Below are 17727 nucleotides of genomic sequence, written 5' to 3'. Positions count from 1 at the left end.
CGCAAAAACAGGGTGAATACCGCGACGCGGCGCTTTGGGCAAAAATCCGGGCGTGGCTCCGTTGTCGGTTGATCCCGAGGCGCTGTCGGGTGCCGGCAGTGCCGTGACCGCCGCGGGCGATGCCTTGGCGGCGGCATTGAGCTCGCTGACCACGGGCTTTTCGGCCAACACCGGTCAGGATACGGCCGGCGAGGTGTTCGGGCTGGCTTATCAGGACGCGGCGGAGTCGTTGGTGAAAGCGGCGGGGGCCGGGATCAACGCTTTGCGCCACAACGGCGCCAAGATTCAGCTCTCCGCGTCGAACTACTCGGCTGCCGAGGCGGCCTCGACGCTGGGCGGGGGAGCCGGCGTCTTGCCTGCGCCGTCGGAACCGGCGCAGTTCACGGCTCCCGGAGCGCCGGGGACGCTAGGTTCCGGGGTGCTTGCTCCGGCGTTGTGGTCGGTGGTCGAGGCCTTCGTCGGTGACCTGTGGCCCAACGGGGATGTCGCGGGCTTGCACGCGGCCGCGGGGCACTGGCGCGACTTCGCGGCGGCCCTCAACGGCGTGCAGGGCGCACTGAACTCTCCGAAATCGGTGGTGGCCGGACAAGACATTCCCGAAGGCGTACAGATTCAGCAGGTCCTATCGGCAATCGGCTCCGATCTGGCCGGCGTGGGGGCACAGTGCCGGAAACTGGCCGGTGCACTCGACGACTTCGCCGATGAGGTGGCCGACACCCAGGACGCGATCCGGGATCTGTTGGATCGATTCGGGTCCGTCTCGGGGCTGTGGAATCAGGTGGTGGCCATTTTCGAGGGTGATGCGCTCGACGAGATCAAAGAGATCGCCGAGGACATCCGGGCCGTGCTGAGCAACCTGGGGCGTCAGGCCCGCGCTCAACAGCAGCTGATGCAGCAAGGGATGCAGGCCATCGACGGCTTGGTGGTGGGAATGCAGCGCTACGTGCGCGGTCAGCTCACCCAGTTCCTCGGTCAAGATGTCGGCAATCCACTGGCGACCGTGTTCGACGCCTACACCAATACGCAGGAAGGAGTTTTCAAAGCCGCTGTCGGGATGGTGGAAGGCATCGAGCAGCTCAACCCGCAACGTTTCCTGATCGACCCGCAGGGGGCGGCGGAAACCTGGAAAGCCATGACCAAGACGGGATTGATCAACCACTTGCTCAACCCCGAGGAGGCAGTCGCCGCGGACAAAGAGATGGTCAAAGGGCCTCTGCACCTTGAGGATTGGCGCCGCGATCGGCCGGGACTGGGTTTCGGGGGAAACCTGTTCGACGTCGCGACACTATTTGTTCCGGGAGCCGGGGGAGCCGGCGCGGGTGCCAAGGGCGCTGCGGGAGCCGCGCGGGCAGCCGAGGTTGGTGGCGAGGCGGCCGATGCCGCTGCGGCAGCCGGTCGGGGTGGTCGACTGGCCGGTGAGGTTGGTGACCTCGCGGGCGCCGGCCGCACACTGGGCGACATCGGCAAGACCGGTCGTGGTCTGACCGAGGATCTGGCAAATCTGGGCGGTGATCTACCCAAGGCTGATCCCCCCGTCGGCGGTCGCCCGGTGGCCCTGCCGCCCCCGAAGCCGGCAGGTGCCCCGATCGAGCCGACGCCGCGTCCAGTGGAATCGGTGCCACCCGGCAAGCCGGCCCTCGAGGCGCCTTCCGGGGCGCCCGGTTCGGTCGTCCCTGGCAGGTCCGAACCTGCGTTCGGCCCGCATGACCCGGCATCGGCGCCAGTGGCCGGATCTCATCCAGCAGCAACGGCGGTGACGCCGGGTGAGCGGGTGTCGCCGGTCACCCCGCACGTGGGTGAACCGGCACGAGCGCCGGGTGTTCCCGTCGGCGCTGCCGCTGGGCCGGTACCTGCTGGCGCGCATTCGGCACCGGCCGCAATACCGGCCGCGCCCGGGGCCCACGTGATGACCGGCGCGGGTCGCCCGGCTGAGCTATCAGCGCCGCACGGCGGTGTTCCACACGGGCTTGGCGACGCCGGTCCGTCCGGGGGACATCCGCACGGATTGCCCCCGCACGGCGGTGGTCCACATGGACCGGGCGACGCGTCCCACGGCGCTCGCCACGCTGAACCACCGCGCGACGGCACGGCTCATGGGACTGCAGATGGAGGTGATGCCCACGGGGACGATGTGTCAGGTCACGGATTGAGCGCGGAGAAGCGTGACGAAATCATCGCGATGCCAAAGGGGAGTCGCCCCGACCCATCCGAGTACTTATCACCCGAATATATTCAGGGTCATCTTGACAGATTCACTGACGGCGCGACCCGCTTTATGCCGGAAAGCAATCTCGATAAATATGGGATCGCGCAACGCGACGGCACCTCATTTGTAATGCCAAAAAGCGAAGCCGACGTTATGATCGCGGGCACGGGCGGTGACTTGCGTCTTATGGAGGAAGAATTGGGCTTGCCCGAGGGATTTCTCGACTCAAACCAGATTGTCAGGATCGACATCGAGGATCCTCGGCAATTTAACCTCCGGATTCCTTCCGGTAATGAAGCGGGTGCCAACGAACAATGGATTCCGGGAGGGCGCCTGCCCACTGGCGCCTCAGAGGCGGTTGTGGACGGCGGAAAAATCCCCCAGGGTGACTACACTGTGACGGATGTCTTCGAGGAGAAATGAGATCGAATGAAGTTTGATGACACATATTTTTCACGAGAAGACAGATACTCGATTGGCATCGAATCCACTTCGAGCCGGTACTACGCATCGATACCGGTCAGCAACGGGATCGTTGACTACGAGGAGTATTACGAGCTTACTCGAGACCAATACGACAATTTCTTGCGCGACAGCTCGGCGGCAATTGCCTTCATCGAGGCTTGCCGTCGCCGTGAACACGATGACTTGCTCCTGCAGCGGCCTGGCAGCAACAGGGGGACGCCGGTGTGATGTGGCGCCTTCCGGGTCATGGTCGGACCCGGATTGAAGTGATGAGCGGATCAATTCGTTGACATTAGGATGGTTTCGACAACCCATTTGCCGTGATATTCGTTTAAAGGATATTTTAGCGCATTGCGATAGCGGCGCGAGAAGGGCCTCTGTGGACATTCGGTCGTGCCCTTCTGATGGGTTGAATATGGGATAAATGATGTGCGCCATTGACTTTGGTAGCTGTTGGCGAATTTTGCGGTGGAGGTCGTTGCCATCGGGGTGGCCGATGAGCTACCGAATTACCTTGATATCGGCGTCGAGGCCAGGGCTCCGGCGTTGTTGATTAGCAGGCTTGTGAGCTGGGGAATTGTGGATTGAGGAGGTCTAGGCGGCGGTTGGCGGTCAAAGCGGTGATCCGGCAGGCTTCGGCGATGTTGTCGGCGCCGTTGAGGCGGTGCAGATTGATCGCGGTGTTGCGTAGCGTTGCTAGGACCTGTGCGCCGTTTCCGGTATGTGCCCTTTGACGGTCTTCGTCGAAGGTGACGTCGCGTATCCAGTGCAGGCTGTTCTCGATTCCCCAGTGTTGACGCATCCAGGTCATGATCGCGGTAGGGCGGGCGTGCTCGAACGGCAGGCTGCAGATGGCATAGACCCAGGCAATACTGAAACGGTAGGCACGGGCAACTCCAGACCAACGACGAACAGTAACCAACTCGATCGTTCTCCAGATAGCCCGTGCCTACACTCCGGCCCCAATAGCGCGGCACCAAAGATCATCAACCCAGCTCACAAGCCTGCTAATCAACAACGCCGGAGCCCTGGCGCCGAGGCAAAGCGTGCTGCGTTCCTGGCCCCCGACGCCTGCGCCGGCGCCACCTAACCCGCCGTCCAACAACACGGGTCCATCTCTGTTGCCATCGATCAACGCGCGCCGCCGGGCATGCCGGGAGGTTCGTCACGGTGACGCTCAGCTGGTGTGCCGACGAACGCCGGGCTTGGTGTGCGCTGGCGTGCACACCCCGAAAGCACCACAGGCCTCACAATCCACAGAAGCACCACAAGTTCGCCGAGTCGGCGCAAGCCTTGGGAGAGCGAACATTCCGCTGACGTCGGTAAACATGCGCGGTGACGAAAATCCCGCCCGACACGGACTGGGCCGACACCAGAGATGTCGCCGTCTTGCCCTATGTTGAGGCGTCCGACCAACTACAGATCGAGGACGCAGATGCACGACGACAACGCGGGACTGTCGGCGACCGAGCTGCTCGATCTCAATCGCGACTTGCAGGGCTCTCGCGCCATTCGCCTGCTCGCCACCACCAACCTCAGCCTTTACGCGACGCTCATGGAGCGCCACCTCAGCGACGGGGCGCTGCCTGAGACCGAGCTCGTCGTACAGCTCGAGCGCGACCTCGAAGACGTCAACGATCCGCAGCCCGGGCTCGCCCTGATCAAGTCCTGGGCCGCGCAGGGCTGGCTGCACCGCATCGTCGACGAGCGCCACGGCCAGAATGTCTGCTATCTGACCCAGGACGCTCGCCGGGCGCTGGACTTTCTCCGCGGCTTGCGTCGCCAGGACACCATCGCCACCGGCGGCTCGATTACGGGCATCGCCGCGCGCCTCAAGCAAGTGGCCGTCAAAGTGGATAACGACCCCGCCCGGATCCGCAAACACATCGAAGCCGAAATCGCCGCGCTCCACGAGGAGCTTGACCAGCTCGATGCTGGCCAGCGTCCCCAAACCGATGTCACCGACTGCTACGACGAGGCCCGCGCGATCGCCCTGCAGATGGAACGCCTGATCACCGATATCGGCCAGTACGGCACGATGATCGAGCGGGCTACCTCCGCCCTCGATGAACCCATCGATTCCAACGCCGAGTACCGCGACCGCCAACGCCAGATGTACAGCGACTACCAGGCCGCATGGGACTCCCAGGGCCGCGACTCCCACCGCGCCTTCCTGCGCATGATCAACGACCCCGACCAACGCGCCGAGTTCGAGGCCGACGTCGCCGCCGTCGCCGAAGCCCTGCCCAGCCTCGACCCGGCCCTGCGCAAGGTCATGGCCGGCTTCTTCGAGCTCGTGGGCCATCAGATCGACGAAGTCGAGCGCATCCAGCAGCGCTGCGCCCAGCGCGTCAAACGCTTCACCGCGTTCGGCACCATGGAACAGAGCCGCGGTGTCGCCCGCCAACTCAACGAAGCCATCGCCGCAGCCCGCGCCCTGCTCAAGTCGTCGTTCACCGACTCACGCCTGGACATCGAGGTCCCGCTGGCGCGGCACGCGATCAGTTCCGTCGGTGCCCTCGGCTTCCGGATCGGCGACCTGTCCAACCCCAAGCCCGCCAAACCCGGCGACACCGAGGTCGACCTCACCAGCTTCGCCGCCTTCACCACCCAGGTCGACGCGCCCGCGATGTCCGACATGCTCAACCACGCGATCACCGCGGGGCCTGTCGCGCTACCCGACGCCGTCGCCATGCTCGACACCGCCTACCTGGGCCACGTCATCGTGCTGTGGTCCTGGGCCCTCAAACAGCCCAACCCCGACACCGCCGAGTCGACCGCCGTCCGCTTCCGCTCCCTGGACGGCCGTGACCTCGAAATCGCGGTACCTCGTTTGACATTTACCGAGCCCATCAACACCATCGCCGGAGCCAGCACGTGACCCTCCAAGACGATGAAGTCGACATCGACTTCTCCTCACTCCCTCAGGTCGACCAGAATGCCCGCCCACCGGTTCAGCGCCGGCCGCGCTTCGACGGCGATGTCTCCGAACTGCCCGACCGGGCCTGTTGGGCCCTGCAGCACCTGCTTACCCGCCGCTACATCAGCGCCGAAGCCGACGCCGACGTCTACAGTTGGGTGCTCGAATACCGCAAGGACCTGGCCGTCCGGCTCTCCGAACTCGACTTGCTGCTGCGCATCGTCGACGCCGCCGATGTCGCTTTTGTCGAACAGGCCCGCTACGAGTCTGCGAGGGGAATCAAGCTTTTACGCCGCGAGCCGCTCGGCACCTACGACTCGATCCTTGCCCTGCACCTGGCCCAGATGATGCGTGCCTCCGGTGGGCAGACCGTCCTGATCAGCCGTGAGGAGATGCACGGCCTATTCTCCGGGGTGCTCAACGACACCGACCGCGACGCGGTCTCGTTCGCCGGCCGCATCGACGGCGCCATCGCCCGGCTGACCGGCCTAGAGATCCTGCGCAAGACCCGCGACGACGAGGACAGCTACACGATCAGCCCCGTCATCACCGCCGTGATGACTGCCTCGGTGATCACCGAGCTGCAGCAGCAGTTCGAGCAGCTGCTCAACGGCGGTGCGCCAGCAGAGGAAGAAGAACCCGAAGGTGACTGAACAGTTCCACCTGTCTCGGCTGCAGGTCATCAACTGGGGCGTGTTCGACGGCTACCACTCGATCCCGTTCAGCGTAGGCGGCGCACTCATCGCCGGAGCCTCCGGCAGCGGCAAATCGTCACTGCTGGATGCGATTTCGCTGGGATTCCTGCCGTTCAACCGCCGCAACTTCAACGCGTCCGGAGACAACACCGCCGCCGGGTCCAGCGCCGGGCGCCGCACTGTCGACAAGTACGTCCGCGGCGCCTGGGGCCAGCGCAGCGACGGCGGCACCAGCCGGGTGATGTATCTGCGCGGCGACGGCACCGCCTGGTCGGCCGTGGCCGTCACCTACGCCAGTGACTCCGGCCGCACCGTCACCGGCCTGGTGCTCAAATGGCTGACAGGCGAGTCCCGCAACGACTCGTCGAGCCGCTTCGTACTCGGTGACGGTGACCTCGACATCGAGGAAGTCTGCAACCGCTGGGCCTCCGGCCGTTTCGACGCAGGAGTCTTCAAAGAAGACTGGCGGTTTTCCACCAAGGTCGAATCGCAGTACCTCGCCCAGCTCTACGCGGCGATCGGCATTCGCGCGTCCGACGCCGCCCAGCAGCTGCTCGGTAAGGCCAAGTCGCTGAAAAGCGTTGGTGGGCTAGAGCAATTCGTCCGCGAATTCATGCTCGACGAACCCGACAGCCTGGCCCGGCTGCCCGAGGCGCTCAAGCAGATCGACCCCCTGGTCGAGGCTCGCGAACTGCTGGCCGTTGCGCAGAAGAAACGCAAGATCCTGGGCGACATCGAACAGATCCAGCAGCGCTACGCCTCGGAGTCCTCCGACCTCGGCATCATCGACCTCGTCGACGCGCCGATGGTGCGCGCCTACACCGACCACGCCCGGCTTGCGCAATGTCCCGCCCAGATCGCCACGCTCGACGGCACCGTCGACCAGCTCGAAAACGAATACGAGGACGTTACCCGCAGCCTCAATCTGGCCAAGGCCGAGGCGGATTCGCTCAACGCGCAGATCAGCGGTTCCAGCGCGAACATCGCTCCGCTGCAATCGCAGGTCACCGCCGCCGAGACCCAGGCCGAGCAGGTGGAGCGCCGCCGAACGACCTACGAGGACATGCTGGCCGCCCAGGGTATCGAAATACCCGACACCGCAGACGAGTTCTGGAACCTTCGCGAGGAACTGCTCGCGCAGGCCACCGAACTGCTCGCCAAGGTCGAACGAAACCGAGAGGCATCCACCGACGCCGAGTACGCGCAGAAGGCTGCCCGCATCGCCCGCGACGATGTCGCCAAGGAGCTCAAGCGCGTCGAACACGTCGGTTCGGCGCTGCCGGAGTTCGCGCTCGCGATGCGCGACCACATCTGCGCTGCAATCAAAGTCGACGCCGCCGAGCTGCCCTACATCGCCGAACTGCTGGATCTCAGGCCCGGCCAGACCCGCTGGCGCCTCGCTGTCGAGAAGGTGCTGCGCGGGGTGGGCTTGCGGCTACTGGTGCCCGACCAGCATTGGGAGAAGGTGCTGCGGTTCGTCAACGAGACCGACATGCGGGGCCGACTGCAGCTGCACCACGTGCGGGCGAAGTTCCTCGGCGCCGAACCTGCTGAGCCCGAGCCGAACACGTTGGCGGGCAAGCTTTTCCCCGTCGATCCGAAGCATCTTTGTGCCGCCGAAGCTGTCGACGTCATCACCGGAGCCGGCGACCATGTGTGCGTCGATACTCCCGACGTATTCTCGCGGTTCCGCCGCGCGGTCACCGACACGGGGCTGTACAAGGACTCCGACCGGTTGGCCGTCAAGGATGACCGGCGACCGGTCAAGCTGTCCGAGTACCTCTACCAGGGCGACGTCACCGCGAAGATCAACGCGCTGACCGTCGAGCTGGCGGCCGCCGAGGAGGCCTATCAGAAGGCCCGCCGCACCGCCGACGACATCGCCGCCCAGCGCCAGCAGTGGCGCGACCGGACGGCGGCGTGCAAGGCGATCTGCGAGCAATACCCGCAGTGGAGTCAGATCGACACCGAGACCGCCGACGGGCATGCCGAGCGGCTGCGCGAGCAGTACGAACTGCTGATGGCCGACAATCCCGACATCGCGGCGCTCAACGCCCGCGCCGACGAATGCTGGTCGCAGATTCAGAAACTGATGACGCGCCGCGGCGCGATCCAGACGCGCCGCGACAGCCTCGACGAGCGGCGCACCCGGCTGCTGGAGCTCCAGGAGCGGCTGTCCCCGGCGTTCGTGTCCGAGCCGTTGACAGAGCTGCTGCAGCGCTACGCCGCGCAGCTGCCCGTCGCGCTAGAGCTGCTTGACCCGGAACCTCACCGCGATGCGCTGTTCGCCGCGATCAAGAAGGAACGTGAACAACTGCGTGAAAGCCGCCGTCGTTCCTATGACGAATTGGCCCGCATCCTGAACACGTTCGACACGTCGTTTCCCGATGCGATTCCGAATGACTCCGACGATTTTGACGAGCGTGTGCACGATTACGTCGCGCTGTGCCGCCACATTGACGAACGCGAACTTCCCGAAGCCTACGAGCGGATGATGCGGCTGGTCACCGAGCAGGCGCCCGATGCGATCCTCACGCTGCACCGTGTCGCCGAGCAGGAGGCGCGACGGATCAGCGGCCAGATCGACCGCGTCAACACGGGTTTGGCGGCGGTGGAGTTCAACCGTGGCACCAGGCTGACGTTGCGGGCGACCCCGCGGCACCTGGTAGCGGTGGATGAGCTGACCCAGATCGTGCGGTCCATCTCGCGGCGCATCGCCGAGGTCGGGCTGGGCGACAAGCAGGCGATCCTCGACCAGTACGCCGAGATCCTCCGACTACGCAACCGGCTGGCCTCCACGGCGCCGGAGGACAAGGCGTGGACGCGCGACGCGCTCGACGTGCGCAACCGGTTCACGTTCGACTGCGCCGAATGGGACGTCGACACCGAGGAACTGATCCGCACGCACAGCAACGCCGGCGACAACTCCGGTGGCGAGCAGGAGAAGTTGATGGCGTTCTGCCTCGCCGGCGCGCTGAGCTTCAACCTGGCCAGCCCCGAAAGTGACAACAACAAGCCGGTTTTCGCGCAGCTGATGCTCGACGAGGCGTTCTCGAAGTCCGACCCCCAATTCGCGCAGCAGGCGCTGCACGCATTCCGCAAGTTCGGCTTCCAGCTGGTGATCGTCGCGACGGTGCAGAACGCCACCACCATCGAGCCCTACATCGACAGCGTGGTGATGGTGTCCAAAACCGAACCCACCGGCGGCAACGCGCGACCGGTGGCGTCGGTGGCGACCAGGACGATCTCGGAGTTCACGTCGCTGCGACAAGAGATGCGCAAGACGGCGGAACGAGTACCAGCCGGGGTGTGAGGCACACCGGACTGGTTCGGTGGCTGGTTGTGGCGCTCCGCGGATCTTCACGCATCGGTCTGCGCGCAAACCGGGTCGAACGCTGACGCCGCGTCGTTACTCGTTGCCGTCCGTCTTCTCATCGGAGATATTGCGTCCGATTTCGTTGCGATCAGGGAGCAGGATTCGCCGCGTCGATCGGGTGACCACGGGTGGTTTGCCGTCGACGGATTTGACCGGGACGCTCGGCGGAACCGTCAAGCGGCCTTTGACCGGCTGGCCATTGGGCACGCCCGGGGCGGTCACCCGCTTTTCGGCCGGCTTTTCCTTGCTGCCCCCGGTGCCGCCGGCACCCATTGCACCCGGCGGCATCATGGGCATGCCGGTCGCCCCCATCGGTGTGGAGCTCGACGGTGTGCCACTCGTGGACATCATTGATGCGGGCTTGGTCGGCGCCCCGGCAGGAGTAGTGGGCGGCGATGACGTCGGCACCGGCGGCGGGCCCAGATAGCCCGTCGGGATGGTGCCACCGCCACCGCCTCCGCCGCCTGTGCCGAGCTCACCAGCTCCGCCGCCGCCAAGACCGGGTTCGCTTTCAAGACTGTCGACCAGCCTGGCCCCGTCCGCGGCCTCCAAGCCCTCAACGCCGGCGGATTGCTGAAGCGCGCCCATCAGCGGCTGCAGCGCGCCCTGCCCGGCCTGCAGCGCCTGCTGGGGTATTTGCGTCAGCGGGCCGAGCACACCGCCGAGCGCACCGCTGAGCGCACCGCCGATACCCGATGCCATCTGCGGGATCATTTGGGCCATTCCGTCGGCGCCCACGCCTTGGAACTGTTGGGCGGCATCGGCCTCATTCGCCGGGAACTTCGCCGCGGCATCGGCCGCGTGGGCTCGGCGATCGGCATCATCGGCGGCGATCTCGCCGTTTACGGGTCCCAGATCGGCGTTGGTGGCCATGCCAAATCCCGCCATCGCAGCATCAACCGGTGACGTTCCGCCAGGGTGGACAGGTCCGGGTGCCAGCGGTATCGGCGCCGGCATGCCTGTCGCGTGGCCATAGCTTTCCGGAACGGAGTTGATGGTCATGTGGGTCTCCTCATTGACATCGCCGCCATTGCCCAGGCTAGGTGATAGTTCGCTGCCGTGCGGTTGCCGTCGATCAGGGCGTCAATGGCTGCCAGCAGCATCCAATCGGTGGCCTCGGCCAAATCATGGTGCGGGTATGCCGCAAGAACCGAACGGTGAATGTCGCTGGCCCTGTCGCGCAGCAACTCCGCCTCGTTGTCCGGCACCCCGTAATTGCGTGCGGCGGCCACCGCCACCACCTGCGCAACCCGGGGCAAGCCGTCGCGGCGACGCACGTGCTCGGCCAGCGTTGGCCCGAGTTCGTCGATCTCGGGAGCGATCCGCGCCGCGCGGTCCCCGGCCAGTTTCGGCGCGTCTCTTCCCGGCTCGCCAATGTAGCCGTGCGGTTGGTGCACTGCCGAGATGGTGACCGCACCCAGCAAGTCGGCCGCGCCGATATCACTGCGCCGCGTGGCCGGTTCCAGCAGGGTCACGTGCGAGGGCAGCCGAACATGGGGTGGAATCCAGCCGCCAGCAAGGTCGGTGACCAGCAGCGTGGTTCGTCCGTCGTCGCGTAGTCCGGCGGCCCACGATAGTCCCGGTTCTTGACGGGCCACCGCATCGACGATGCGACGCAAGCGTTGCTGCTCGGCAGATCGTTTCGCTGAGTCGCCAGTCACCGCCCCGGTGGTGGCAGCGGCTGTCGCGCCGGCCATCGACGTCGGCCCGCTCGTAGTTTGAGCCTGGGCGGCATCGTGGGCGGCGGATTTTGCGACCGGTGACACCATCGACCCACCGGCGGACGGTGACGATGAGGGTGAGGCCACCGGCGCGCCTGACACTGGGCCGGTCGGTGCTGAAGGGACGGCTGGCGGCGCAACGGTCGGTGGACGCAGATCAGAGCCGTAGGCGGGCAGCGGCCCCGCGGGCGCCCCGACCGCCGGTGCTACCGATCCAGTGACAGGGCCGCCGGCCATCATCGGGGCTACGGTCGTCACGCCGCCGGTCATGTCGCTGGTCGGTGGTGCCACAGGCGGAGGGCTTGTGGGGGCCGCACCAAGGCCTGCGTCTGGAACATGGGTGAAACCCGCACCAGTGGCTGGGACGGTCGAGGGGGGTATGAGCGGCGCCGCCGGAGGAGCGGTCGTCGGGGGCGGGGGCTCAGTGGCCGCGGTCATTGCGCCGGCAGATATGGAGTTCGCACCGGCTGCCGCCGGGGCGCCCGTCGACATTCCATTCGTAAAAGACTGAGCCAGGGACTGTGGCGATAAGGGGGGAGCAGACGCTGCAGGTGTCGAGACGCCGGGGATTGATGGGCCTCCGACGCCGACTGCGGGGGCACCGGGCTGGAGGGGCGAGGGGGCGGGGGTGAAGCCAGTCGGCGACGCTGGTGCGCCTGGCAGTCCCCGAATAGCTCCACCAAACGTTGTGTCTCCTGGTGAAGGCGTAGGCGCTACCACAGCAGAAGTCGAAGAACCGTGGGACGCAAGGGCTCCGCCGACAGTTGACGATGGCGGTGGCTCTGGCGCAATCTCGTTAGGGGCCGATGCGTCCTGCAGAGCCAAACCTAACGTTGATGATTCGGGCGGGGTGTGCGGTGGGGAATCCAGGTCGTTTTGGGTGATTGGGAGTGTCGGTGGTGGGCCGTCGATGTCCGCGCCAAGCTGACTCAGCCAGGTTCGCGCATTGCCGCCGATGGTTGCATCGAGTACCCGCTGCGTCGCGTCTATGATGTTGGACATCGTCGTTGCTGCCGCGTTGGCGGCTTCGCTGTTTCTCTCAGCGATAACGGCGTTCACCGCAGCAACTTTTGCTTCTGTTGGCCCTTTGCCGGACAGAATTCGGTCAGTCTCATCATTGCCCGAATGAGCGATGTCGCGCAGCCGATCACGCAGGTTGTTGACTGCATCGACTACACGGCCGCTCTGGACACTCTTAGTATCGCACTGGTCGCCGATAGCGGTGAGACGTTGTTCGCCCCGCCAGTAACGGTCCATTAGGTCGTCGGCGGTGCGGCCCTGATTTACTGCTAATTGCGATCGTTCGTTCTGGAGATCGCGCGCCTCGTTATGCTTGATTGCCCCCGCCCCGCGCCAGTAAGTAGCACCGGTCGCGGGTGCGTCTGGCAATGCGGGCCACCAAGCGCCGACCAGCCATGCAGACCACTTGCCGGGTGGTAGGTCAGCCCCCACCACAGGTCGCCCTCATTTCCGCATCCTTGGCGATGACGTCGTCGGCCGCTGCCCGCCATGCAGGATCGCCACGTCCAGTCGAAAAGCTCGCTACGGCATTTGCATTGGTGTAGGCCTCGGCCAGTGCAAAGGAGGCGTCGCGCTCGTCGGGAGCCAGCGCTGGGGCCGTACGCAGTGCTTGCTCCAACATCACCGCGCCATTCACACCAGTTACGCGGGCGAGCGCTGGATCGCCGCCATTGGTGTCAATCTGCACAGAACGCGCAGCCAGCTTGTACACCTCACACAACTTCTGATGCGCTGCGGCGATCTCCTCAGCTGTATATGTCGGCGAGGCTGTCGTTGTTGGGGCCGCGGCGGATCCTGCGTTCCCTGGGCGCGTGAGTGCCACAACTAGTGCTGCGGCCCCGAGCACAACACCCACTATGGCGATGATGGCCAGGGCGACGAGTGGCCACGTGCGCGGGCTTGCTACCGGCTGGGGAGGATAGTTCGGTACCCATTGCGCGGCGGGTGGGGGGGTTAGTAGTCACGCCACAAGGCTATTCGTTGCCGTAAATGTGTTGCCGTGAGTGGAGCATGGGTCATCGTTGATGACCTTCGCGAGGATGCGTCGGCGGTGGTGGTAGCCAGAATCGAGCTGATATGTCGTCAGCCATGATATGAGCCTCCCGTCGCTGGCGCTGACCTTGCGGTCCAATCGTGGATTGGATAGGCGCATCGGGCAACTCGCATGCCCGTGTGGAGATATCGGCGGGTGGGTCTGCCGCACTGATAGGCGACAGTTTCGGCTACGCGGCCTGGGTGGCGCGACTGATCATGATTGCTTCGAATCTGACGGGGGCAACCGGCCAAGAGCGACTTGCCGACGGCGGCGGTCGTAGGTGCGTTTCGGTCCAGGTAGCGATCGCGATGCGCAGGTGCTCGCGGGTTTCCCAGCGGCGGCGACCGAGCACGTTCTTTCGCAGGAGGCTGAAAAACGACGCCATAGCGGCGTTGTCGCCGGCGGCCTGGACGCGACCCATGGCGCCGACCGTGCCGACCATGTCGTGGCGGGCCAGAGCGTGGACGAATGTATTGCTGCGATGGTGGCTACCCCCGTGGATCGGTTGATTGTGCTGGCAACGCGGCCGTGGCGCCCCTTTTGTCGCCGTTTGAGACCGGGGGGAATACCGGTTCTAGCGCCGCACGTGAGAATTCCGCGCGTTGCTCCGCTGACGGTGAATCCAGAGGGACGCCGAGTAAGACGGCAACGGCCGACAGGGCACCTTCCGGCCATGTCTCGGAGCGAGGTGGGGCCTGCCGTTCGGGTAGTGGGTGGTCGTCGTGGCCTGGGTGAGGCCATTCCTGTCGCGGCCGATTCCCACTCTCGTGGCTGTTGGGCTGGCGACGATGTCGAGGACAGATGTGGTTGCCACACCTCCAGGAGTGCGCGAGGGGGGCCGATGCTTCCGCAGTCCCTTCTCCGGAGTGCAGGAGCATCGAGTGAATGGCGACAACTCATGCCGTAAGGCAGAATTCGCGCGTGGCTCCTTCGGCGTCGACTCCGTAGGATGTCCACCGCGGGTGGCCCGGGTGGCTGCCGAAGAGTCGTCATCAGCGGCGCTACGAGGCAGGAGCCGGTACGTTTTCGCCGATATGGATGACCCAAAACCCCGGAGGGTGCAGTGCAGCTTCGCTACATAAGTATCCCTCTGCTGATCGCCGAAGCCGGTGGTGATCCGTGGGCGATAGATCAAAGCCTCCAAGCGGGTCGCCCGGCGCAGATTTCGGACCTGGGGGGGCGTTTCATGCTGCCGGCCGGTGCACCGCGGAGGCGGACGCCGCGTTTGATCAGGCCCGGCGCCGCTTCGAGGAAGCCTGGAATCGGCAGAACGGCGAGCACCCGATCAACGACTCCGCTGAGGTGCAGCGAGTTGCCCAGTCGCTGGGCGCCCAGTCCCTGGAATTACCCAAGATCGGGGTGGATCTGGAAAACATCGCCGCCGCTTTGGCCGAGGTGCAGCGATCCTCGAGTGGGAAGATCGCTGGACTCGAGGGTCAGCTGCGGCAACTCGATGATGAGATCGGCCAGGCAGTGATGCTTGAGAGAAACCACCAGCTCACCGCTGAGGACAAGGCAGCACTGGATGCTTTCATGCACGCGTGCGAAGACGACGCGATTCGCGACACCCAGGCTGCCCTGGCTGAGCTGAATTCGATCCGCGACGGGTATTCAAATTTCCTGAGAACCGCGGAGAAAAGTCTGGCTGTCGACGGGTTCGACCCCGCTCGGATTTGGGGCGCCGACAATCACGAGCCGGAGTCGGCTGAACAAGCTGAACAAGACGTCCATGATGCACTCGCTGGTGACCAGGGTGCGGCTGGACGAGTCAATGCTGTACTGGGTTCTATCACCCCCGATCAGTTGGCGGGCAAGGTTCCGTTGACCGCCGAGCAGGCCTCGGTGTTGAGCCAGTTGCAAGCTCAAGAACACGGCATGTCCGTTGAGGCGCTCGCGGCCGCAGAGCAGCGCCTGGGCGCACAAAGGGGCATGATCGCCGATTCTTGGCAGCTGATGAGCAACCCGAATATGAGCTTCCCCAAGACTCCGCTGACCGTCGGGGCCAAGCAGGGTTCCGACACGGTAAAAGGTGGTGTTACGCAATTGCCTGAAAGCGTCCAGCAGGCGTTGAATTCGCCGGGAGCACTCTTCACACATCAAATGAACGACATCGCCGGTATCGTCAAGGACGGGGACAAGGGCTTTCAGACGAATACCGAGCTGGATCGCGCAATGATTCACAAGGCATCGGTCATGATGGACACGCCGATCTGGCATGCCGACCCTGCCAGCCAAGGCCAAGACGTCGAACGCGATCCCGTTCTAGACCCGGCGGTCTCCAATGCCCTCTCGGCGGTCTCGCCGGATCACCAGGTGGTGCATGACACCATCACCGGAGCCGACCACGACAAGTTCCTGGAAAACATCACCCACCATTACTGGAAGGACAACGGCCAAGGTGTTGGGTCGCTGTTTTCCTGGACGGGAGACCCTGCGGTGGTGCAAGGTCCGCAGGAAGGGATCGCCGCCGACACCGCCCACGCCTACAGTTCATACATCGGCAACAACCAGCAGGAGTTGCTGCACCTTCCGGGGAACCACACCCTTGGCCAGGTGAACCCGAACCTGGTCCGCGATATGGCCCACGGGCTGGGGCCCTACGTCAACAACATCGCCGAGACATCTGGGGGATTACCGGGATTCGGTGATCCGCTGGACGGCAAAACCCTGTCTGGTGCGCTGCCGGTGGCCAAGGGTGTCTTCTCGGTGCTGAGCAGCGACAACGAGGCGGCCCAGTACTTCAACGGCCAGGCATACGCGCAGGCCGTGCTTCACGAGGGCGCCTTTGCCGCTGATCCCACGCATTCGGGTTACAACCAGCATCTGTACGACGCCGCGACGTTGCGGGCGCTGGTCGACGTCGGGGCCCACAACGGGTTTCAAGCCAACGAGGACAATGGCTATCACCAGGATGTCTCGGAATACCAGTCCAAGAAATCGGCATATGAAACGGGCTTACAAGGTCTCACCGCAGCTGGTGGCTTTGTCCCCGGGGTCGGCCGCATCGCTGGTCCTACCATCGGCGTCCTGGGCCAGAACCTGGAAAATGGCATCCTCGGGCCAGCACCGACCGCGCCGACCGAAAATCCGATACAGCCCATGTCTTTGGGCATGGCCGACCAGGAGATCCTCAACGCCATGCTCGGAACGGGACATACCGTCACCGGGTTGCCGCCCGGTTACATCGTCTACGACGACCACCCCAACGGGCGCATCGCGACGCTGGAAGAACTTGAGCCGCAAGGCGTTACCCCCGGTCAATACAGCAACGTCATTGGTCCCGCTTTGTCGCAGTCGCTCGAACCCAGGCCGCCCAGCGAGAGCTTGTCCCCGGATGCGGCGTTGGTCAGCCGCTACGACGATATCGTTGGTGTCCCGCACCCCGATCAGGGCAGGAAGTGATGCGAATCCGACCCGAGTTGCGAACCATCGCAGCGTTTTTGGCGGTTGCTGTGCTGTTGGTCGGCGGATGCGGTTCGGGTGGGCGCTCGGGTGAGGGTCCGGCCAGTACGTCTGCGGTGGCGCCGGCGGGCTGGCCTGCGGCGCTGGACGATTTCACTATGGTGTGGACGGCCGAACCCGGTATCGACGTGACCGCGTGGCCCGCGGTGGTGGTGCGTGCCTACACCGAGTCGTTCCTGCTGGCCTCCATCACCCGTGATGACAAGTATCTTTATCCGGGTTTTGCGCAGTCGGTTGATCCCAACAAATCCATCCACGATCCGATCAGCACACAGTTTCTGTGGCCCAAGACCGACGACCCGCGGGAGCCTCGGTGGGTTGGCACCCAGCGCGATCACATTCTGTCGGTGACGACATCCGGCCGCGACGTGACGGTAATAGTCTGCGAATACACGTTCGGCGTCGCCAGTGAAAGCTATTTGCGTGGAGGATGGTGGCGCGCGCATGTTGTAGGGCCAGAACCGTATTCAGGTATCGATAAGATGCGGATCACCATGACCGCTCCTGTCAAGCCTGTTGCGCCGCTGCCCGCCCAGCAGGGACCGGCGCGCGCGCCGTCGATCGATGTTTTCGCCGGTTGGAGGATCACCAGCCGCCAGGGTGGGTGGTTCGTCGCAGCTGGAGTGGGGTCGGACTGGCCGGGTGCTGCCGAAGACAGAGACACCTGTCTCGCGAAGGCGCCCCCGCACCCCGACCTTGTGCCCGGCGAGGAATATGACCGGTCGTTGTTTCCGACCCTGCCGGCGTCTCCCGGCTGGCCGTCAACGAGCGCGAATGCATGAGAAGGTCAAGCCTCGCAGCGTTTTTGGGGTGAAGGTTCGACGAG

General features: G+C 64.8%; 8 protein-coding genes and 4 pseudogenes. 7 read left to right on the top strand and 5 right to left on the bottom strand.

Annotated features, from left to right (window positions below; translation table 11 throughout):
* Positions 1-52: 52 nt before the first annotated feature.
* Both MPSD_RS15660 and MPSD_RS15655 read left to right on the top strand, forming a co-directional pair.
* Positions 53-2629 (top strand): WXG100-like domain-containing protein, encoded by a 2577-nt coding sequence (locus tag MPSD_RS15660; protein ID WP_020787196.1) that lies wholly within the window; start codon positions 53-55, stop codon positions 2627-2629.
* Between the two features lie 6 nt (positions 2630-2635).
* Positions 2636-2899 carry a hypothetical protein gene (locus MPSD_RS15655; protein ID WP_011740305.1) on the top strand — a complete coding sequence of 88 codons (264 nt, stop codon included), beginning with the start codon at positions 2636-2638 and terminating at the stop codon, positions 2897-2899.
* A 325-nt stretch (positions 2900-3224) separates the two neighbouring features.
* On the opposite strand, the pseudogene MPSD_RS15650 reads toward MPSD_RS15655, so the two are convergent.
* A pseudogene (locus tag MPSD_RS15650) lies at positions 3225-3605 on the bottom strand (transposase); the annotation flags it as partial.
* A 501-nt stretch (positions 3606-4106) separates the two neighbouring features.
* On the opposite strand from MPSD_RS15650, the gene MPSD_RS15640 reads away from it, so the two are divergent.
* From MPSD_RS15640 to MPSD_RS15630, 3 genes are read left to right on the top strand one after another with little or no spacing between them, the layout of a single operon-like run.
* On the top strand, positions 4107-5552 hold the full coding sequence (locus MPSD_RS15640) for a DUF3375 domain-containing protein (protein ID WP_020787197.1): 1446 nt from the start codon (positions 4107-4109) through the stop codon (positions 5550-5552).
* Positions 5549-6244 (top strand): DUF4194 domain-containing protein, encoded by a 696-nt coding sequence (locus MPSD_RS15635; RefSeq protein ID WP_015355679.1) that lies wholly within the window; start codon positions 5549-5551, stop codon positions 6242-6244. The genes MPSD_RS15640 and MPSD_RS15635 overlap by 4 nt, the downstream gene beginning before the upstream one ends.
* Positions 6237-9599 (top strand): ATP-binding protein, encoded by a 3363-nt coding sequence (locus tag MPSD_RS15630; protein WP_086085000.1) that lies wholly within the window; start codon positions 6237-6239, stop codon positions 9597-9599. The genes MPSD_RS15635 and MPSD_RS15630 overlap by 8 nt, the downstream gene beginning before the upstream one ends.
* Before the next feature lie 780 nt (positions 9600-10379).
* Here the strand turns inward: MPSD_RS15630 and MPSD_RS30870 are convergent.
* The 4 genes and pseudogenes from MPSD_RS30870 to MPSD_RS29475 form a co-directional block, all read right to left on the bottom strand.
* A pseudogene (locus tag MPSD_RS30870) lies at positions 10380-10484 on the bottom strand (hypothetical protein); the annotation flags it as partial.
* Between the two features lie 176 nt (positions 10485-10660).
* A complete protein-coding gene (locus MPSD_RS28175) occupies positions 10661-12835 on the bottom strand; it encodes a DUF5631 domain-containing protein (RefSeq protein WP_158420144.1) in 2175 nt (724 codons plus the stop codon).
* The gene (locus tag MPSD_RS29485) at positions 12825-13115 is read right to left on the bottom strand and encodes a hypothetical protein (protein ID WP_232022546.1); all 291 of its coding nucleotides are present in this window, start codon (positions 13113-13115) and stop codon (positions 12825-12827) included. The genes MPSD_RS28175 and MPSD_RS29485 overlap by 11 nt, the downstream gene beginning before the upstream one ends.
* 537 nt (positions 13116-13652) lie before the next feature.
* A pseudogene (locus tag MPSD_RS29475) lies at positions 13653-13932 on the bottom strand (integrase core domain-containing protein); the annotation flags it as partial.
* 570 nt (positions 13933-14502) lie between these two features.
* Here MPSD_RS29475 and MPSD_RS15595 point away from each other — a divergent pair.
* A pseudogene (locus MPSD_RS15595) lies at positions 14503-16841 on the top strand (putative alpha/beta hydrolase).
* On the top strand, positions 16841-17683 hold the full coding sequence (locus MPSD_RS15590) for a hypothetical protein (RefSeq protein ID WP_015355684.1): 843 nt from the start codon (positions 16841-16843) through the stop codon (positions 17681-17683). Before MPSD_RS15595 ends, MPSD_RS15590 begins: the two are co-directional and overlap by 1 nt.
* Positions 17684-17727 lie beyond the last annotated feature (44 nt).

Source organism: Mycobacterium pseudoshottsii JCM 15466 (genome assembly GCF_003584745.1).
GTDB lineage: Bacteria > Actinomycetota > Actinomycetes > Mycobacteriales > Mycobacteriaceae > Mycobacterium > Mycobacterium marinum.
Note: the sequence above shows the minus strand (reverse complement) of the source record. Positions and strands in the feature narration are given on the sequence as shown.